Raw genomic sequence first — 17,719 nt, 5'->3', positions numbered from 1 at the left:
CCGAAAGGATGACAGCCATGCGACTCGTCAGGAAAGCACTGACGTTCGACGATGTCCTTCTCGTCCCCGCCCACTCCACGGTTCTGCCCCGCGATGTCAGCCTTGCAACGCAACTGACTCGCAATATCCGCCTCAACATTCCGCTGGTTTCCGCCGCAATGGATACGGTAACCGAAGCGCGGCTTGCCATCGCGCTCGCCCAGGAAGGCGGCATCGGGATCGTTCACAAGAACCTGAGCGCCCGCGATCAGGCCCGTGAAGTCGCGAAAGTGAAGCGGTTCGAGTCTGGCGTATTGAAGGATCCGATTACCGTGCCGCCTTCGATGAGCGTGCGCGAAGTCATCGCCGTTACCCGCCAGCATCGCATCTCCGGCCTGCCGGTGGTCGAAGGCAAGCGCGTCGTTGGTATCGTGACCAATCGCGACCTTCGCTTCGAAACGCAGTATGACCAGCCTGTTTCCGCGATCATGACCCCTCGCGAGCGCCTCGTCTTCGTCAAGGAAGGCGCGTCGGTCGAAGAGGCCAAGATCCTGATGCACAAGCACCGTCTCGAACGCGTGCTGGTGCTCAACGACGCCGGGGAACTGTGCGGTCTGATGACCGTGAAGGACATCCTCAAATCGACCGAGCACCCGCTCGCCGCCAAGGATGATCTGGGTCGCTTGCTCGTCGGTGCCGCGATCAGTGTCGGCGCAGGTACCGAAGAACGTGCGGAATTGCTGGTGGAAGCGGGTGTCGACGTGATGATTGTCGATACCGCGCACGGCCACTCGCAGGGCGTGCTTGAACGCGTCAACTGGGTCAAGAAGACCTTCCCCAAAGTCCAGGTCATCGGCGGCAATATTGCTACCGGCGATGCGGCGCGCGCCCTCGTCGATAACGGCGCCGACGGCGTCAAGGTCGGCATTGGCCCCGGCTCGATCTGCACCACGCGTATCGTTGCAGGCGTCGGCGTTCCGCAGATTACCGCGGTGGACAACGTGGCCAGCGCGCTTGCAGGAACTGGCGTGCCGCTGATTGCCGATGGTGGCATCCGCTTCTCGGGTGACATTTCGAAGGCGATTGCTGCGGGCGCTTCGTGCGTCATGCTCGGCGGGCTGTTCGCGGGTACCGAAGAGGCGCCCGGTGAGACGGTTCTGTATCAGGGCCGTTCGTACAAGAGCTATCGCGGCATGGGTTCGCTCGGTGCGATGCAGCAAGGCTCCAGCGATCGCTATTTCCAGGACAACGAAGGCAATGCCGACAAGCTGGTTCCGGAAGGCATCGAAGGCCGTGTGCCGTACAAGGGGCCGGTCACCGCGGTGATCCACCAGCTCATGGGCGGCGTGCGTTCGTCGATGGGCTATGTTGGATGTGCGTCGATTGCCGACATGCATGCCCGTGCGGAATTCGTTGAGATCACGTCTGCCGGGATGCGCGAATCGCATGTACACGACGTGCAGATCACCAAGGAAGCACCGAACTATCACATCGACTGAGGTCGCACGCGACAACGGTTCGAATCAAGGGGTAAGGCGCGAGCCTTGCCCCTTGCTCATTCAGCGCAACACCCCACAGCGAAGACTGCCATGCACGACAAGATCCTGATTCTCGACTTCGGCTCCCAGGTCACCCAACTGATTGCTCGTCGCGTCCGCGAGGCAAACGTCTATTGCGAGATTCACCCCTGCGACGTTTCCGACGACTTCGTGCGTGGATTTGGTGCCAAGGGCGTCATCCTCTCTGGCAGCCACATGTCGGCCTACGAAGAAGCGACCGACAAGGCACCGCAAGCGGTGTTCGAACTCGGCGTGCCGGTGCTGGGAATCTGCTATGGCATGCAAACGATGGCGCAGCAGCTCGGCGGGCGGGTCGAGCCGGGCAAGGAGCGCGAATTCGGCTATGCGGAAGTCCGTGCGCACGGCCACACGCGCCTGCTCGGTGGTGTCGAGGATTTCCGCACCATCGAAGGTCACGGCATGCTCAAGGTCTGGATGAGTCACGGTGACAAGGTGGTTGAGATGCCGCCGGGCTTCAAGCTGATGGCCTCGACGCCTTCCTGCCCGATCGCCGCGATGGCCGATGAGGATCGCCGCTTCTACGCGGTCCAGTTCCACCCTGAAGTGACGCATACCCTGCAGGGGCCGGCGATCCTGCAGCGTTTCGTACGAGAGATCTGCGGCGCGAAGCCGGACTGGATCATGAGCGATTACATCGCAGAGGCGGTCGAGAAGATCCGCCAGCAGGTCGGCAACGAGGAGGTGATCCTCGGTCTTTCGGGCGGAGTCGACTCTTCAGTGGCGGCAGCGCTGTTGCATCGCGCGATTGGTGACCAGCTGACCTGTGTGTTCGTCGATCATGGTCTGTTGCGCCTGAACGAGGCGGAGATGGTGATGGACATGTTCGCGCGCAACATGGGCGTAAAGGTTATCCATGTAGATGCCAGTGCGCAGTTCATGGGCAAGCTCGCCGGCGAGACCGATCCGGAAGTAAAGCGCAAAATCATCGGCAAGGAATTCGTTGAGGTATTTCAGAGCGAGTCCGGGAAGTTGAGTAATGCCAAGTGGCTGGCACAGGGAACGATCTACCCGGATGTGGTCGAGTCGGGCGGCGCGAAGTCGAAGAAGGCCACGACGATCAAGAGTCACCACAACGTTGGGGGTTTGCCCGATACGCTGCACCTGAAGCTCCTCGAACCGCTGCGCGAGTTGTTCAAGGACGAGGTGCGCGCATTGGGCGTGGCCCTCGGGCTGCCGCACAACATGGTCTATCGTCATCCGTTCCCTGGCCCGGGCCTCGGCGTGCGCATTCTTGGGGAAGTAAAGAAGGACTACGCCGATCTGCTGCGCCGCGCCGACGCGATCTTTATCGAAGAGTTGCACAAAACGGTCGACGAAAACTCCGGCAAGACTTGGTACGAACTCACCAGCCAGGCCTTTGCAGTGTTTCTGCCGGTCAAGAGCGTTGGCGTAATGGGCGACGGCCGCACCTACGACTATGTCGTCGCGCTGCGCGCCGTTCAGACGCAAGACTTCATGACTGCGCATTGGGCGCATCTGCCATACGACCTGCTCGGTCGCGTCTCGAATCGCATCATCAATGAAGTGCGCGGCATCAACCGGGTGGTGTACGACGTCTCCGGGAAACCGCCGGCGACGATCGAGTGGGAATGATCGCGCGCTGAGAGGCAGGAGGAATCAGGATGGCCATTTCGCGTTTGCTCAGCGGATTTCTGCCGGGCGCATTGCTTCGTTACGCCGAGAGGCTGCGCTTTCCGCAGTTGTTTCTTGTGATGCTCGTCCTGTTCCTGCTCGACCTGGTGATACCGGATGTGATTCCGTTCATCGACGAGATCCTGCTCGGGCTTGCGACTTTGCTGCTTGCATCCTGGCGGCGCGGGGGCGGGGCGCCTGAGAAATGAGTTTCCTGGCGGAAGACGAGACCTTCATGCGCGAGGCGCTCGCGCTCGCACGTGAGGCGGGTTCCGCCGGCGAAGTTCCGGTCGGGGCGCTGGTCGTTCGTGAGGGCATCGTGGTCGGTCGCGGTTTCAATCAACCGATCCTGCGCAGTGATCCGACAGCTCACGCTGAAGTCATGGCACTGCGCGATGCGGGCCAGAACCTTGAAAACTACCGTCTGCCCGGCTGCACGCTCTATGTGACGCTGGAGCCTTGCGCGATGTGCAGCGGCGCAATCTTTCATTCCCGCATCGCGCGGGTCGTATTCGGCGCACGTGACCCCAAGACAGGGGTGGCAGGTAGCGTCACCGACCTCTTCGCTGTGGGCCAGCTCAATCATCATGCGGTGATCGAGGGGGGTCTGCTTGCCGATGACTGTGGCGGATTGCTCTCCAGTTTCTTTGCCGCCCGGCGCAGCCGCACGCTGATCGCCTGATCCGGCCGGGGGCGCTACACTGCCGCCCCATGGCAACCTTTGGCTTATTCGCACCTTCCGGCTTTCTCGCCGACCCGACCGCGGTCGATCGCGCTGAAATGGCTTTGCTCGCGCGGGGCCACCTGGTCAAGCGCGACCGCTCCTTGCTGTGTTGCGAACAGCGCTTTGCCGGAAGCGACGACGAACGCATCGCTGCAATCGAGCGAATGGCGTCCGATCCGGACATCGACGTGGCGATGGCCGCGCGCGGCGGTTACGGCATTTCCCGTCTGCTCGGGCGAATCGACTTCACGCGACTGGCAGCCGCGCGAAAGATCTGGGTCGGACATAGCGATCTGACTGCGACACATCTGCCGCTGCTCGCCAGCGGGGCCACGTCCGGCATTCAGGGGCCAATGGCGGCTGCAGACCTTGGCGCCGCAACGCCTAGCGATTTCGCGCTCGACCACCTGCTGCGCTTGCTTGAGACCGGTGAGGACCATTTTGATGTCGCGCTGCCGCAGCCCTGGCGTGGAGAGCTAAAGGGCCGGCTGTGGGGTGGCAACCTCACGATGTTGCTGCACCTGCTGGGAACCCAGTGGTGGCCGGCTATCCCCGGCGGAATCCTGTTCCTTGAAGACATCTCGGAGCCGCCGTTCCGCATCGAACGGATGCTCTATCAACTGCATCACGCCGGCGTGCTCGCGACCCAGCAGGCGGTATTGCTGGGCGACTTCGGCGGCTACCGTATCGGAGCGCCCGACAACGGTTACGACATGGACGCGGTGGTGGCGCACCTGCGCACCCGCTTCGACATCCCGATCCTGACCAGCCTGCCTTTCGGCCACATCCCCGACAAGGTGAGCCTGCCGCTCGGGACGGAGGCGCATGTGCGCAGCGATGCAGCGGGCTGGCGACTCGATTGCGCGCTGGGTCCGGACGTCAAACCCATCAAGCCCCTGCCTTTCACCGTACGCCGCGCTGAATGGGCGAACGATCTGGCACGCTTGCGCGCTGTGCGACACCCGGTCTTCGTCGTTGAGCAGCAGGTCCCTGAAGATTTAGAGTGGGATGCGATCGACCCAAACTGCCTGCATGCGCTTGCTGTCGATGCCGCAGGTACACCGATCGGCACCGCCCGGTTATTGCCGGACGGCCATATCGGCCGGGTGGCGGTGGTCAAAGCCTGGCGCGGCAAAGACGTTGGCGTGGCGCTGATGCGCTGGATGCTTGCCGCCGCGAGCGCAGGCGGACACAAGGCAGTCGCGCTCAACGCGCAGACCTCTGCCGCAGACTTCTACACCCGGCTGGGCTTTGTCGTGACGGGGCCGGAGTTCATGGAAGCCAACATTCCGCATCTGCCGATGACGCTGGCGCTGGCTGCGCGCTGACCCTTACGCCAGCACGCGTTCACTGAGCACGGCCGCTCCGCCTTTCGGCCACAGCACGACAGTCTGGCTGCGCGTACCGTATCCGGGCGCACGGATGCAGGCTGCCGAAAGCATTCGCTCCCATTCGATCGGAACGCCGGTAGCGGGCAGGGCGTCGTCGGGCGCCTGCTCGGTATCTGACAGCAGCTCGAACAACCGCTCGCATGCAGGTAGTGCCGGCAAGACCGCCGCGAGCCGGCGTTTGCCGGTTTCGACTTTTGGCCAGGATGTATTCAGGTCCGCATTTGAAAGGCCGTGAATCCCGGGCGGCAAGGTTTGAATCGAGCCACCACGGCTCTCCAGGCAGAAAAGCGTCTGTGCATCACCGACAAGCAGATTGAACGGGTTGTAGCGATCGCGGGCGTCGCGCAGGCTTTCGAGGAAGCTGGAGATGTCCTTAGAGAGCAGGGCGTCTCGCACGATATGCCCGCGGCTTGCAGCATCTTCGCGATGCAGCGCCGGATCGCGGTAATTGGTAAGTGCAGCAAAGCGGCAGTCGGCGGTGATGCCCATCCAGGTGCCGCCGGCACGGCTGTCGCGGCCGGCGAAGATGGTCGGGTGATCGTGCCAGCGATGTGCGGGCAGGGTGGGCCGATCAAGGAACTCGTCTCGGTTCGCCGCGACCACCAGCGGGAACTCAGGATGGACGTGCCACGCCAGCAGAATCAGGCACACGAGGGCGCTTGAACCGTCACGAAGACTTCGATATGTCGCGGCCCGGCAAGCCACGCTGCGAGTCCGCTCCGTTCAAGGGCGGTATCCAGTTCGGTCCGCAAGCGCTGGACGTCGGTGACGCCCTCGTACACTTCCATCCAGGTCAGAGGGTCGTCGGCGCGGCGCATCAGCCGCCCAGTCGCGCCGCAGCGTCGGGCAACTGTCTCCAGCAATTCGACAGCGCTCACGGCAGCGTGCTCTTCACTCCCCGCCCGCAGTGCGTAGTAGATGAAGACGCTCGCCGCCATGCGCGCGATCAGCTGACGGTGTAAGGCAGTGGCAGGAAGCGGATGATGTCGCCATCGGGACTGCCAATGCGCACCTGATCCGCATCCCGGCTGGATAGTTGCACCACCGCCAACAAGTCGAAACCGCCGCCCGGCGCTGGCGCGACCTGGACGATCTTGCCGCAGGACTGGTCGCCGAAATCAGGTGCATACAGATCCTGCCCGGCGGCAGGCGCAAGGGCCGTCTCCGCGTGCGCGAGGAACATCCGCTTCTTGAGCTTGCCGAGATACTGCGTGCGCGCAACGATCTCCTGGCCGGGGTAGCAGCCCTTCTGGAAGCTGACGCCGCCGATCAATTCGAAATTGAGCATCTGCGCGACGAATTCATCTTGAGTGGACTGCGTGATAACCGGAATGCCAGCGCGGATATCGAGGCAGCGCCAGGCGGCAGTCCCGGCCGGCACTGCGCCTGCCGCCGCGAACTTCTTCCAGAGATCCGCGGCCTGTGCGATTGGTGCAATCACCTGCACGCGCGCGGGGTCGACCCTGACGACCTGGATCGCGCCCTGGGTCGCGCTCATCGCTTCCGGCGGCAGCGTGAGGCCAGCCGCATCCAGCGCCGTCGCAACTGCCGGGCCGGCAAGCCCGATCGCGGCGAGGTCTGGCGTCGTATCGCTGAGCCGAACCTTGGACCGCAGCACGTACATGCCGAGTTTCTTGTGCATTGCCGCCAGCAGGTCGGCAGACAGTTGCAACATGTAATCGTTGCCGTCGCGCCAGACGAGAAAGCTCGCGAGCATGCGCCCCTTGGGGCTGTTGAAGCTGTTCCACTGCGCGCCGTGCAGTTCAAGCTTCTTGATGTCGTTCGAGAAGAGGTTGTGCAGGAACGCAGAAGCGTCTTCGCCTGATGCCCTCAAGGTCGCAAGATGCGTGAGCGGCACCACGATCGTCCCGTTGGCAGCACGGGTGGTTTCCGCACGCGCATCGTCGCCAAACGAAACGCTGCCTGATCCGCCCTCGGCAAAACGGGCGCCAATCTGATCGAGGTGAAGCAGCCAGGGTGATTGCATGAGGCTCTCGGAGTTGGTGTGAATTCAGGTAATGCGCATGTGGGGCTATTATACGACCCCCACAAGGGGCGCCTGCGCGACGCCTCCTGGTATTCGTCCCCACATCGGCGCTGCGGTTCCCTTGATGCGTTCATATTTTTCCCGTTTGGTCCTCGCTGCGCTGCTGGCCTTGTCGCTGCTGGCGGTGTTGCTGTTCTGGATGCTCACCAGCCCGGTAGCGCTGCGCACGTCACCCCTGGAAATCGAGATCGGGTCCGGCAGCAGCATGCGGCAGGTCGCGCGGCAGGTGGCTGCATCGGGAGTCGATCTGAACCCCTGGCTGTTCGAAATCCTTGCGCGCGCCAGCGGCCATGCAAACCGGGTGAAGGCGGGTAGCTACGAATTCGTCGAAGGGGTTACACCTTGGGATCTGCTCAAGCGACTGGTACGGGGCGATGCGTCGCAGGGCGAGTTCACGCTCGTTGATGGTTGGTCTTTCCGCCGCATGCGTGACGAGATCGCGCGCCTGCCAGGCCTGAAGACGGAAACAGCGGGCCTCACCGACGCGGAACTCATGAAGCGGCTGGGCATCGAGTCAGAACATCCTGAAGGCATGTTCATGCCGGACACCTACTTCTACGCCAAAGGCGGCAGCGATCTGTCCCTGTTCGCGCGTTCGCAGCGCGCGATGTCACGACACCTCGACAAGGCCTGGACGGCACGGGAAGCAGATCTTCCGCTCAAGAGCCCGTATGAAGCGCTGATCATGGCTTCGCTGATCGAGAAGGAAACCGGCACCGCCGCCGACCGCGGGATGATCGCTTCGGTGTTCTACAACCGGCTTCGCATCGGCATGCCGCTGCAAACGGATCCGACGGTGATCTACGGCCTCGGCGATCGATTCGACGGTAATCTGCGCAAGATCGATCTGCAGACCGACACCCCTTACAACACCTACACCCGCCGCGGCCTGCCACCGACGCCGATCGCCATGCCAAGCGAGGCCTCGTTGCATGCAGCGCTACATCCACAGCGCAGCCCCTATCTTTACTTTGTGGCCCGCGGCGACGGTTCGAGCGAATTTTCGCGTACGCTCGACGAACACAATCGGGCTGTGGCGCGCTATCAGAAGCACAAGGGCAATCACGGATGAGCGGACGCTTCATCACATTCGAAGGCATCGACGGCGCCGGCAAGAGCACACAGATCGCAGCCGCCGTGGCGTGGATTGCGGCAAAGGGGCTGCAGGTTGTCCAGACACGCGAACCTGGCGGCACCCCGCTGGCGGAGAAACTGCGCGAACTCGCACTGCATGACGCGATGCATCTGGAGACCGAGGCGCTGGTGATGTTCGCTGCACGGCGCGAACACCTGGCGGTAAAGATCGAGCCCGCGCTCGCGGCCGGTCAGTGGGTGGTGAGCGACCGGTTTTCCGACGCCACCTACGCCTATCAGGTGGGCGGCCGGGGCTTGCCCGCCGCGAAATTTGAAACGCTCGAAGCATGGGTTCACCCGAAACGGCAGCCGGATCTGACCTTCCTGTTCGATCTCGCACCGGAAATCGCCGCCGCGCGTGTCGCTGCGAACCGGAGTGAAAGCGACCGTTTCGAACGCGAGCAGGCGGACTTCTTCGGCCGCGTCCGCAACGCTTACCTTGAACGCGCCCGACAGTGCGCATCGCGCTTCCACGTGCTTGACGCGACGCGCTCACCAGAGGCGATTTACGACGAGATGCTTAAGGTGCTTGCGGAGCGGTTCTTTACATGATCCTGCCCTGGCACGACACGCTTTGGCGCAGGCTCGCCACAGCGGGCGAACGTGGCCATCACGCGCTGCTGTTCTGCGGTGCGGCGGGAGGCGGCAAGCGCCTGTTCGCAGAAGCGGTCGCGGCTGCGCGACTGTGCGACAGCCCGGCCGCCGACGGTCAGGCCTGCGGACATTGCGAAGCCTGTGTCTGGCGCATCGCGGGGACGCACCCGGATCTGTTCCGCATCGTTCCGGAATCCGACGAAGCCGCGGAGGAGGGTGCCGACAACGACAAGGATGGCGCCAAGTCACGGCAGATCAAGGTCGAACAGATCCGCCAGTTGCAGGAAGCACTGACCAAGAAAGGCCACCGCGACGAGCGGCGTGTCGTACTGGTCGATCCGGCAGAGGCGATGAACGCGGTGACTGCAAACGGGCTGCTCAAGCTGCTCGAAGAGCCGCCAGTCGGCGTGCTGTTCCTGCTGGTGACGCGCGCCCCCGATCGCCTATTGCCGACCCTGCGCAGTCGTGCGCAGCGTTGGGACTTTCCCGCGTCGGATTCACGCACCGCGTCTGCCTGGCTGGCCACGCAAGGCGTCAAGGACGCCGAAGCCTGGCTCGGCTTTACCGGCGGCATGCCAGTCGCAGCCGAAGAAGTGGCAAGCGGGCCGCTCGCGGCCTGCCGCGCACGCTTCCTGAAGGACATCGGAAGCCTGCCACAACGCGATCCGGTCGAACTTGCCGGCACCTGGGACACCTGGCTGCGCAGCAAGGATGCCCAGGCCGCAGGCTTCGACATGCCGCGTCTCGCCGACTGGCTGCTGCGCTGGTACGCAGACATCGGCGCCGCCGCGCTCGGTGCGCCAGTACGCTACTTCCGCGATGCGGAGAAGGTGATTGCGAGCCTGGTCCGAGGTGTCGTCGCCGAAGAGGCGCTCGGTTGTTACAATGACGGATTGAATTTGCGGCGCGTTGCCGCGCATCCGCTCAACGCCCGCTTGCTGCTCGAAGACACCTTGCTGCGTTACTGTCGCCGCATGGCCACCGGGAGAAATGCATGAGCACGCCTGCCCCCTCGATCGCCCGTCCGGCGGTACTGTCATTGAGCATCAACTCGAAGTCGGCGCTGTTCGCGGCCTACATGCCCTTCATCAAGAACGGCGGGCTGTTCATTCCGACCAACAAGACCTACGGGCTTGGCGACGAAGTCTTCATGCTGCTGCAACTGATGGACGATCCCGCAAAACTGCCGGTAAAAGGCAAGGTGGTGTGGTGTTCGCCGCCCAACGCCCAAGCCGGCCGCACGCAGGGCGTCGGCGTCCAGTTCACCGAAGACGAGAGCGGTTCCACCGTACGCGTGAAGATCGAGCAGGTGCTCGGCGCGCACATCGGTTCCAACCGCCCCACGCACACCATCTGACTGCCTCGCACCCAACCGATACGGCGGCATCTTGCCGCCGTTGCCATTTAGAAACCCATGTTCGTCGATTCCCACTGCCACATCGATTTCACTGACCTCGTCGACCTCGGCGCAAGTCTATTCACGAGCATGCGCGAGGCCGGGGTAAGCCACGCACTGTGCGCGGGCGTCAGCGTCGAACGCCTGCCTGGCGTGTTGGCGATTGCCGAGGCGCATGCCAACGTCTTCTGTTCGGTAGGCGTGCATCCGGAACACACCGAAGGTGAGGACCCGGACGTGGCGCGCTTGCTTGAACTCGCGCAGCACCCGAAGGTGGTGGCGATAGGCGAAACCGGACTCGATTACTACTGGCACAAGGACCAGCCCGAGTGGCAGCGGGAGCGCTTCCGCCAGCACATCCGTGCTGCGCGAGCCTGCGACAAGCCCCTGATCGTGCACACCCGCGACGCAGCCGCCGATACGCTGCGCCTGATGCGCGAGGAGGGCGCGGAGGCGTGTGGTGGTGTCATGCACTGCTTCACCGAGACGTGGGAAGTCGCATCCGGCGCGATGGATCAGGGTTTCTACATCTCGTTTTCGGGCATCGTGACATTCAAGAATGCGACCCAGATCAAGGATGTCGCCGCCCGCATGCCGCTCGATCGCCTGCTGATCGAAACCGACTCGCCTTACCTCGCACCGGTGCCCTACCGCGGCAAGTTGAACCAGCCCGCGTACGTACCGTACGTCGCCCATGAAATCGCGAAGCTGCGGGGCATCTCGGTCGACGAAGTCGCCGAGGCGAGCACCAACAACTTCTTCCGGTTGTTCAAGGACGCGGCGCGATGAGGCAGGCGTGGTGCGCCGTTTGCTGCATCTGGCTGACGCTTTCAGCGTCTGCGCTGGCGGCTGCCAGTCTTCCGTCGGCGCGCACCGGCGCTGAACTCGGGCGCATTGCGCCGGTGCGGGACTATCTTGACGAAGGCGGGCCAATTGATGGGCTCGACGAGAACGGCAGTACCTTGCTGATCCAGGCCGCACGTGAAGGCCAGACCGCAATCGTCACCTACCTGCTGGAGCGCGGCGCCCGCCCGGAAGTGCGTAGTCGCCATGGTGAGACGGCAATATCCCTGGCGGCGATGAACGGGCACCTTGAGACGGTCGAAGCCTTCATTGCCGCCCACGCGCCACTCGAAGTGCGCAATGCCTGGTCACCACTGCACTACGCCAGCTACATGGGCCACGAGGCGATCGTGCGGCGGCTGCTCGAGGCCGGCGCCGTGACCGACGCGCGAGCCGACAACGGCGCAACTGCACTGATGCTTGCGGCGCGAGGCGGTTATCTGGCGATCGTCGAGAGGCTTCTGTCCGCCGGTGCCGATCCGAACCTGCGCAGCGATCGTGGCCTGACCGCACTCGGTTGGGCGCTCGCCAATGAGCGCGCGGCTGTCGCTGCCCGGTTGCGTCTCGCGGGTGGCCGCGAATAGCGTCCTGAATCAGCTTGGCAGCGCGTTCTCAGTCTGACTGCCTGCCTGTCATACGAAGCATCACCCGCTCAGTCTCGACCGCGGCGATCGTCGCCTGCATGTCGTGCGCGAAGGCCGCCACGAACAGGTTCTTGATCGCATCCATCCGCTCCTGCGGGTCACCGCCGTGCTGCAGCACATCCGAAGCGCTCAGCGCCCGCGCGGCAAAGCCCATGGCCGCGATGCACAGCTCCAGCGGCATCTCGGATTCGCTCTTGCAGGCTACGAAAATCAGGTCGGCAAGCAAGGCGATACGGTTGGCAACTTCGTCGGGATCGGTGGAATCGGTCATGGGTATGCTCGGGTGATGTGGGATACGAGTACGCGTGGCAGGCTCGTCAGTCGAGTGGCAGCCAGAGTGTGAAAACGTTCAAGCGGTTTTCGGATGCGACATCGATCCGGCCGCCATGCGCGAGGACGATGGAACGGGTGATTGCGAGACCCAAACCGGCGCCTTCAGCGCTGCGGGTACGCGACGCGTCGGCGCGGTAAAAGCGATCGAACAGGCGGTTCAGGTGATTCGGCGGAATGGTCTCCCCCGTGTTACTCACTGACACGCAACACTCGCGATCGGCCGTCTCGATCTTGATCTCGACCGCCGTCCCGGTGTCTGCGTGACGAATCGCGTTCGACAGCAAGTTCGCGATAGCCCGCCGGATCATCAGCGGATCCGCTTCGATCCGCGCTTCGCCCTTGCGGATCAACACAAGCGCTCGCTCGCTGGCGAGCGGCTCAAAGAATTCGATCAATGCATCCGCGGTGTCATGCAAGGCGAACGATTCTCGGCGCGGCACCATCAGGCCGTTGTCAGCCTGAGCAAGAAAGAGCATGTCGGCGACCATGCGTGACAGGCGTTCGTACTCCTCAAGGCTCGAGAACAGCACCTCGCGGTATTCGTCTGCTGTCCGGGGGCGCGAGAGCGATACCTCGGTCTGCATCGTCAGGTTCGATATCGGCGTGCGCAGCTCGTGTGCGAGGTCTGACGAGAACTCCGACAGCCGCGCAAACGCGTCCTGCAAGCGCGCCAGCATCGCGTTGAAGGCCTCGGCCAGTTCATGCAACTCGCGCGGCAAGCGCTCGACCTTAAGCCGCTCCCCCAGCCGGGAGGCCGACATTTCACTCGCCAGGTGCGCCATTTGGCGGATCGGACGCAGCGCGCGACGGGTGATCAGCCAGCTCAGCGCGGCAACCAGCAGGATCGCGCTGCCGACCACCAATGCCAGGCTCTGACGGAAGCCGCGGAGAAAGTGCTCGTGATGCGCAATGTCCAGCGCCACCGTAACCAGCAGCGGGGGCTCGCCAGCCACCGCAACCGGCGCCTCGGCCGTGAAACCGCGGCGGTCGATACCGTGTCGCGACCACTTGTGTACCTCCGGCGCGCCCATCACCAGCGGGAACTCGGGCAGCGCTTCGCCTGCCGGAGCCGACGAATAGAGCACTTCGCCATTGCTGCGCGCCACGCGCAGCGCGAGACCGGGGTGTGCGATCAGAGCGTCGCGGGTGCGTGTGGGCAGTGCTTGCAACTCCGCAACGCTGTCGAGTTGTGCGAGCGCATCGCGAACGATGTCGAATTTGCCCTGCATCACCATCATGTCTTCTTCTACGAAGTGCGCCTCAACCGATTGCTCGATCAGCCAGGCCGCCAGGCTGAACACGCCCGCCGCGGCAAGCGAGTAAAGCCAGGCCAGTCGCGAGCCGAGTGAAGCGGGGCGGCGCATCAGCTACCCGACTCGTCGAGCACGTAGCCCATGCCGCGCACCGTTCGGATCAGCTTCGGCTCGAAACCGTCATCCACCTTGGCGCGCAGCCGCCGTACCGCGACTTCGATGACGTTGGTGTCGCTGTCGAAATTCATGTCCCACACCTGCGAGGCAATCAGGGAACGCGGCAACACTTCACCGCGTCGTCGCAGCAACAACTCAAGCAGCGCGAATTCCTTCGCTGTGAGGTCGATGCGCTGGCCGCCGCGGCTGGCGCGACGACGCAGCAGATCAAGTTCGAGATCGGCCGCCTGCAGGGTGTCAGACTCCCGCACCTTGCCGCGGCGCAGCAGTGTTCGCACCCGCGCCAGCAACTCGGCAAACGCAAAGGGTTTGACGAGGTAGTCGTCAGCGCCGCTTTCGAGTCCGCGTACCCGATCTTCGACCTGGTCGCGTGCGGTCAGGAACAACACCGGTGTCGCCTTGTCGTTGCGGCGAATGGCCTGAAGCAGCGTCCAGCCGTCCATCCCGGGCAACATCACGTCGAGGATCATCAGGTCGTAGTCGCCACTCAGGCCCAGATGCAGGCCGTCGAGGCCATCGCGCACCAGATCGGTCACGAAGCCCGCCTCGCTGAGCCCTTGCCTAAGGTAGTCGCCTGTTTTCGGTTCGTCTTCGACGATAAGGATGCGCATCGGCTCCGGACTCCTTCCTGCCCCGATTGTGCCGCATCGTCAGGCCGGCAGCGCCATTCCTGACAGGAATGTAATCTTGCGGTCAGCGTGGCGACAGAACCGCGGGCACATCATCGACACCATTCTGACGTGCCCGTGATTGGAGGTTTTCCCGTGCGTACCGTAGCCGCCTTGGTTGTGTTCCTGAGTCTTGGTCTTCCTGCCGCGCAAGCGGCCGATCCACACGCGGGGCATCAGGCGCCGGCGCCTGCCGCCGGGGCGAGCATGACGGCCCTGTCCGAAGGCACTGTGAAGAAGGTCGACAAGGCCAACGGAAAGTTGACGATCTCGCACGGACCGCTGGTGAACCTGCAGATGTCCGCCATGACGATGAGCTTCAAGGTGAAGGATCCCGCATGGCTGGATTCGTTGAAGCCGGGTGACCAGATTCACTTCCTGGCGGAAGATGTCCATGGCGCGCTCACTGTCACGCAGCTTCACCGCAAGTAGACCGCAAGCCTGTAGGCTGTGCCGGTCCGCTCACCGCAAAGTGCAATGTTCATGATGCCATCGCTTCGAGATCTGTCAGTGGTATGCATTACCGGCGCGCTGTTCGCGCTGAGCGTGCCGTCGCTGGCCGACGGGGTGCCGCCGGGCCGTTCGGTCGACGAACTGCTCGATCTGGCGCGGGCGGCGAACCCCACGGTTCGCGCCGCCCAACTTGAGGCCGCCGCTGCGCGGGAGCGGGTGCAGCCTGCTGGCGCACTGGCAGACCCGATGCTCAAGATCGAGCTGATGGATGTGAACAACGGCGGCAGCACCGGCGTACGCCTGTCGCCAGCGCAAGTGGGAAGCACACAGTACACGCTGAGTCAGCAGCTACCCTTCTGGGGCAAGCGCACACTGCGACAAGAGATCGCCGAATCCGGCGCGCGCCAGGCTGAGCGCAGCGCCGACGACGCGGCGCTGGAACTCGCGACACTGGTCAAGCGCAGCTACGCGCAGTACTGGCAGGTCGTCCGCCTCGAGGAGCAGGCACGCGACATTGCCGCGATCGACACACGCCTTGAATCGCTCGCGCGCAGCCGTTATGCATCCGGCCTGGCTGCCCAGCAGGATGTGATTCGCGCGCAGGTGGAACTGACAGGCATCGCGCAAGAGCAGTTGATGCTTGAACAAGAGCGCAAGGGCACCCAGGTCTTGCTTAACGCGCTGATCGCCAGACCCCCCAAGGCGCCGCTCGCCGAACCGCAGGCCCTGCGCAAGGTGCCGCCACCCGCGGCGCTCGAGATGGACAGCCTGGTCGCGCGGCTCAAAGCCCGCAACCCGCAACTCGCAGCAGAGACCGAGAAGGCCATAGGCGCCGCGAAGAGTCGCGAACTCGCCTACCGTAATCGCATGCCGGATCTGAACCTCGGCATCACGCCGGTGCAGCGCGGCAGCAGCGTCAACGAATGGCAGTTGATGTTTGAAGTGAACCTGCCCTTGCAGTTCGACACCCGCCGTAGCCAGGAGCGCGAAGCAGAGCGCATGCTCGAAGCGGCGAACGCGCGTTCAGAATCGCTCGCGTATCGGCTGGCTGGCGAACTGGGAGGGCTAGTCGCTTCGCTTGAAGGGCTCAACCGCGTGGAAACGCTTACCGCCTCGACCCTGATCCCGCAGAGCGAAGCGACTTTTCAGTCAGCCCTTGCGGGGTATGAAAACGGCAAGGTGGACTTTGCCACCGTGCTCGATGCCCAGCGCAGTCTGCGCAAGGCACGCCAAGACCTGATCCGGGTGCGCGCCGAACAGCAGATGCGGCTCGCTGAGATCGAACGATTGATCGGAGAACCCCTGTGAAGCGCAGCGCAACACTCGCCTTGACGACTGCGGCCGTGGTCGCCGCGCTCAGCGCCGGTTACTGGTTCGGTCAGCGGCACGCCTCGCCTGCGCCGGCGCTTGCCGCCCCCGACACTTCGCAGTCGAAAACAGGCCGCAAGCTGCTGTACTACCGCAACCCCATGGGGCTCCCTGATACCTCTCCGGTGCCAAAGAAGGACCCGATGGGGATGGACTACATCGCGGTCTTCGAAGGTGACGACACCGCAAACGCCGCCGAAGGGCAGATCCGGATCAGCCCGGAGAAGGTCCAGAAACTCGGCGTGCGTACCGTACCCGCAGAAGCGCGTGTGCTCGAACGCAACGTGCGCGCGCTCGGCCGCATCGAGATCGACGAACGTCGCACTGTTGCGGTGGCGCCCCGATTCGAAGGCTGGGTCGAACGCTTGCTGGTCAATGCGACCGGACAGCAAGTGGCACGCGGGCAATTGCTTTTCGAGGCCTACAGCCCCGAGCTGGTGTCGGCGCAGCGGGAGTACGCGATTGCCGCACGGGGGGCCGAATCTCTGGCACAGGGCGATGCGAGCGCACATGAAAGCATGCGCGCACTGGCCGACGCCTCGCTGGCGCGGCTGAAGAACTGGGAAGTGTCCGACACGCAGATCAAGGATCTGACCAAGCAGGGTGATGCTCGCCGCACGCTCGGTTTCCGCTCGCCAGTGTCGGGTGTCGTGATGGAGAAGAAGGCACTGCAGGGGATGCGATTCATGCCTGGCGACACGCTGTTCCAGATCGCTGATCTGTCGTCGGTGTGGGCGATTGTCGACGTCAATGAGCAGGACATCGCCGCGGTGCAGACGGGCCGCAAGGCAAGCATCACGCTGAACGCCTACCCCGGCAAAACTTTCGAAGGCACGGTGAGCTACATCTATCCGACGCTGAACGCAGAAACGCGTACCGTGCCGGTGCGGGTGGAGCTGGCCAATCCACAGGGGCTGCTCAAGCCCGGGCTGTTCGCATCCATGACGCTGAGTTCTGCGCCGGGCGGGTCGGTGGTCACCGTCCCGACTTCGGCGGTGATCGACAGCGGCACACGGCAGATCGTGTTGGTGCAGCGTAGCGAAGGGCACTTTGAATCTCGCGGCGTAAAGCTTGGCGCACGCTCCGGCGAGTTTGTCGAGGTGCTCGAAGGGGTGCAGGCGGGTGATCTGGTGGTCGTCAGCGCGAACTTCCTGATCGATGCCGAAAGCAATCTCAAGACGGCGGTGCAGGGGCTCACGGCCGCATCGGCACCGTCTGCAGCGCCCGCGGCAACCAGTAGCGTCGGACATCACGGCAAGGGTCGCATCGAGGCGATCGACGCCACGAGCGGGGAGCTCACCCTTGCGCACGAGCCGATCGCCAGCCTGAAGTGGCCAGCGATGACGATGGACTTCGTGCTCGCCAACAACGCGCTGGCCAAAGGCCTGAAGGCGGGCGACGCGGTGCAGTTCGATTTCGTCGAACGCAAACCTGGCGAGTGGGTGGTTACGAAGCTCGTACCCGCCGCCGTTGGATCCGGCGACCCGCACGCAGGCCACTGAC

20 protein-coding genes are annotated in these 17,719 nt (G+C 63.7%); 14 read left to right on the top strand and 6 right to left on the bottom strand.

Annotation, left to right across the window (positions count from 1 at the left end; genetic code table 11):
• Positions 1–17 precede the first annotated feature (17 nt).
• The 5 genes from guaB to GGR36_RS04075 all read left to right on the top strand — a co-directional run bounded on the left by guaB (position 18) and on the right by GGR36_RS04075 (position 5,243).
• Positions 18–1,478 carry an IMP dehydrogenase gene (gene guaB / locus GGR36_RS04095; RefSeq protein WP_183632129.1) on the top strand — a complete coding sequence of 487 codons (1,461 nt, stop codon included), beginning with the start codon at positions 18–20 and terminating at the stop codon, positions 1,476–1,478.
• Positions 1,479–1,568: 90 nt separating this feature from the next.
• On the top strand, positions 1,569–3,152 hold the full coding sequence (gene guaA, locus GGR36_RS04090) for a glutamine-hydrolyzing GMP synthase (protein ID WP_183632127.1): 1,584 nt from the start codon (positions 1,569–1,571) through the stop codon (positions 3,150–3,152).
• 29 nt (positions 3,153–3,181) lie between these two features.
• Positions 3,182–3,400: a DUF6116 family protein gene (locus GGR36_RS04085; RefSeq protein WP_183632125.1), complete on the top strand. Its 219-nt coding sequence runs from the start codon at positions 3,182–3,184 to the stop codon at positions 3,398–3,400.
• Positions 3,397–3,873 carry a tRNA adenosine(34) deaminase TadA gene (gene tadA, locus GGR36_RS04080; protein WP_183632123.1) on the top strand — a complete coding sequence of 159 codons (477 nt, stop codon included), beginning with the start codon at positions 3,397–3,399 and terminating at the stop codon, positions 3,871–3,873. The genes GGR36_RS04085 and tadA overlap by 4 nt, the downstream gene beginning before the upstream one ends.
• A 29-nt stretch (positions 3,874–3,902) precedes the next feature.
• Entirely contained in the window at positions 3,903–5,243 is a 1,341-nt protein-coding gene (locus GGR36_RS04075; RefSeq protein ID WP_183632121.1) for a GNAT family N-acetyltransferase, read from the top strand.
• A 3-nt stretch (positions 5,244–5,246) separates the two neighbouring features.
• On the opposite strand, the gene GGR36_RS04070 is transcribed toward GGR36_RS04075, so the two are convergent.
• Genes GGR36_RS04070 through ygfZ form a run of 3 tightly spaced genes read right to left on the bottom strand, consistent with a single transcriptional unit; the run spans position 5,247 to position 7,293 of the window.
• Positions 5,247–5,957, bottom strand: coding sequence for an NRDE family protein (locus GGR36_RS04070; protein WP_183632119.1), 711 nt, complete (start codon positions 5,955–5,957; stop codon positions 5,247–5,249).
• The gene (locus GGR36_RS04065) at positions 5,948–6,244 is read right to left on the bottom strand and encodes a DUF4936 family protein (protein ID WP_183632117.1); all 297 of its coding nucleotides are present in this window, start codon (positions 6,242–6,244) and stop codon (positions 5,948–5,950) included. Before GGR36_RS04065 ends, GGR36_RS04070 begins: the two co-directional genes overlap by 10 nt.
• Before the next feature lie 8 nt (positions 6,245–6,252).
• Complete coding sequence (gene ygfZ / locus GGR36_RS04060) at positions 6,253–7,293, bottom strand: CAF17-like 4Fe-4S cluster assembly/insertion protein YgfZ (protein WP_183632115.1); 1,041 nt, start codon at positions 7,291–7,293, stop codon at positions 6,253–6,255.
• 124 nt (positions 7,294–7,417) lie between these two features.
• Here ygfZ and mltG point away from each other — a divergent pair, with 124 nt between their 5' ends.
• From mltG to GGR36_RS04030, 6 genes are read left to right on the top strand one after another with little or no spacing between them, the layout of a single operon-like run.
• Entirely contained in the window at positions 7,418–8,425 is a 1,008-nt protein-coding gene (gene mltG, locus GGR36_RS04055; RefSeq protein ID WP_183632113.1) for an endolytic transglycosylase MltG, read from the top strand.
• Positions 8,422–9,039: a dTMP kinase gene (gene tmk / locus GGR36_RS04050; protein WP_183632111.1), complete on the top strand. Its 618-nt coding sequence runs from the start codon at positions 8,422–8,424 to the stop codon at positions 9,037–9,039. The genes mltG and tmk overlap by 4 nt, the downstream gene beginning before the upstream one ends.
• Positions 9,036–10,079 carry a DNA polymerase III subunit delta' gene (gene holB / locus GGR36_RS04045; protein WP_183632109.1) on the top strand — a complete coding sequence of 348 codons (1,044 nt, stop codon included), beginning with the start codon at positions 9,036–9,038 and terminating at the stop codon, positions 10,077–10,079. Before tmk ends, holB begins: the two co-directional genes overlap by 4 nt.
• Positions 10,076–10,438 carry a PilZ domain-containing protein gene (locus tag GGR36_RS04040; RefSeq protein ID WP_183632107.1) on the top strand — a complete coding sequence of 121 codons (363 nt, stop codon included), beginning with the start codon at positions 10,076–10,078 and terminating at the stop codon, positions 10,436–10,438. Before holB ends, GGR36_RS04040 begins: the two co-directional genes overlap by 4 nt.
• Positions 10,439–10,495: 57 nt before the next feature.
• Positions 10,496–11,266 carry a TatD family hydrolase gene (locus tag GGR36_RS04035; RefSeq protein WP_183632100.1) on the top strand — a complete coding sequence of 257 codons (771 nt, stop codon included), beginning with the start codon at positions 10,496–10,498 and terminating at the stop codon, positions 11,264–11,266.
• On the top strand, positions 11,263–11,904 hold the full coding sequence (locus GGR36_RS04030) for an ankyrin repeat domain-containing protein (RefSeq protein WP_183632098.1): 642 nt from the start codon (positions 11,263–11,265) through the stop codon (positions 11,902–11,904). Before GGR36_RS04035 ends, GGR36_RS04030 begins: the two co-directional genes overlap by 4 nt.
• Before the next feature lie 28 nt (positions 11,905–11,932).
• Here the strand turns inward: GGR36_RS04030 and GGR36_RS04025 are convergent, their stop codons facing one another.
• The 3 genes from GGR36_RS04025 to GGR36_RS04015 are packed head-to-tail and all read right to left on the bottom strand — an operon-like array spanning position 11,933 to position 14,338.
• Entirely contained in the window at positions 11,933–12,235 is a 303-nt protein-coding gene (locus tag GGR36_RS04025; RefSeq protein ID WP_183632096.1) for a hypothetical protein, read from the bottom strand.
• 46 nt (positions 12,236–12,281) lie between these two features.
• Positions 12,282–13,661 (bottom strand): heavy metal sensor histidine kinase, encoded by a 1,380-nt coding sequence (locus GGR36_RS04020; RefSeq protein ID WP_183632094.1) that lies wholly within the window; start codon positions 13,659–13,661, stop codon positions 12,282–12,284.
• On the bottom strand, positions 13,661–14,338 hold the full coding sequence (locus GGR36_RS04015; RefSeq protein WP_183632091.1) for a heavy metal response regulator transcription factor: 678 nt from the start codon (positions 14,336–14,338) through the stop codon (positions 13,661–13,663). Before GGR36_RS04015 ends, GGR36_RS04020 begins: the two co-directional genes overlap by 1 nt.
• Positions 14,339–14,491: 153 nt before the next feature.
• Here GGR36_RS04015 and GGR36_RS04010 point away from each other — a divergent pair, with 153 nt between their 5' ends.
• From GGR36_RS04010 to GGR36_RS04000, 3 genes are read left to right on the top strand one after another with little or no spacing between them, the layout of a single operon-like run.
• Complete coding sequence (locus GGR36_RS04010; RefSeq protein WP_338086618.1) at positions 14,492–14,827, top strand: copper-binding protein; 336 nt, start codon at positions 14,492–14,494, stop codon at positions 14,825–14,827.
• Between the two features lie 51 nt (positions 14,828–14,878).
• Positions 14,879–16,156: a TolC family protein gene (locus GGR36_RS04005; RefSeq protein WP_183632089.1), complete on the top strand. Its 1,278-nt coding sequence runs from the start codon at positions 14,879–14,881 to the stop codon at positions 16,154–16,156.
• On the top strand, positions 16,153–17,718 hold the full coding sequence (locus tag GGR36_RS04000) for an efflux RND transporter periplasmic adaptor subunit (protein ID WP_207064312.1): 1,566 nt from the start codon (positions 16,153–16,155) through the stop codon (positions 17,716–17,718). The genes GGR36_RS04005 and GGR36_RS04000 overlap by 4 nt, the downstream gene beginning before the upstream one ends.
• Position 17,719: the final 1 nt, after the last annotated feature.

The organism is Niveibacterium umoris (assembly GCF_014197015.1).
In the GTDB taxonomy this organism is placed as follows: domain Bacteria; phylum Pseudomonadota; class Gammaproteobacteria; order Burkholderiales; family Rhodocyclaceae; genus Niveibacterium; species Niveibacterium umoris.
This window is presented reverse-complemented; position numbering and strand designations above follow the sequence as displayed.

Bases quoted from the DNA above. Each gene is read 5' to 3' on its own strand.
- GGR36_RS04030 (WP_183632098.1), top strand. From the start codon at position 11,263: ATGAGGCAGGCGTGGTGCGCCGTTTGCTGCATCTGGCTGACGCTTTCA.
- GGR36_RS04075 (WP_183632121.1), top strand. From the start codon at position 3,903: ATGGCAACCTTTGGCTTATTCGCACCTTCCGGCTTTCTCGCCGACCCG.
- GGR36_RS04025 (WP_183632096.1), bottom strand. From the start codon at position 12,235: ATGACCGATTCCACCGATCCCGACGAAGTTGCCAACCGTATCGCCTTG.
- GGR36_RS04040 (WP_183632107.1), top strand. From the start codon at position 10,076: ATGAGCACGCCTGCCCCCTCGATCGCCCGTCCGGCGGTACTGTCATTG.
- GGR36_RS04035 (WP_183632100.1), top strand. From the start codon at position 10,496: ATGTTCGTCGATTCCCACTGCCACATCGATTTCACTGACCTCGTCGAC.
- tadA (WP_183632123.1), top strand. From the start codon at position 3,397: ATGAGTTTCCTGGCGGAAGACGAGACCTTCATGCGCGAGGCGCTCGCG.
- GGR36_RS04065 (WP_183632117.1), bottom strand. From the start codon at position 6,244: ATGGCGGCGAGCGTCTTCATCTACTACGCACTGCGGGCGGGGAGTGAA.
- GGR36_RS04005 (WP_183632089.1), top strand. From the start codon at position 14,879: ATGATGCCATCGCTTCGAGATCTGTCAGTGGTATGCATTACCGGCGCG.
- tmk (WP_183632111.1), top strand. From the start codon at position 8,422: ATGAGCGGACGCTTCATCACATTCGAAGGCATCGACGGCGCCGGCAAG.
- holB (WP_183632109.1), top strand. From the start codon at position 9,036: ATGATCCTGCCCTGGCACGACACGCTTTGGCGCAGGCTCGCCACAGCG.
- ygfZ (WP_183632115.1), bottom strand. From the start codon at position 7,293: ATGCAATCACCCTGGCTGCTTCACCTCGATCAGATTGGCGCCCGTTTT.
- guaA (WP_183632127.1), top strand. From the start codon at position 1,569: ATGCACGACAAGATCCTGATTCTCGACTTCGGCTCCCAGGTCACCCAA.
- GGR36_RS04015 (WP_183632091.1), bottom strand. From the start codon at position 14,338: ATGCGCATCCTTATCGTCGAAGACGAACCGAAAACAGGCGACTACCTT.
- GGR36_RS04085 (WP_183632125.1), top strand. From the start codon at position 3,182: ATGGCCATTTCGCGTTTGCTCAGCGGATTTCTGCCGGGCGCATTGCTT.
- mltG (WP_183632113.1), top strand. From the start codon at position 7,418: ATGCGTTCATATTTTTCCCGTTTGGTCCTCGCTGCGCTGCTGGCCTTG.
- GGR36_RS04020 (WP_183632094.1), bottom strand. From the start codon at position 13,661: ATGCGCCGCCCCGCTTCACTCGGCTCGCGACTGGCCTGGCTTTACTCG.
- guaB (WP_183632129.1), top strand. From the start codon at position 18: ATGCGACTCGTCAGGAAAGCACTGACGTTCGACGATGTCCTTCTCGTC.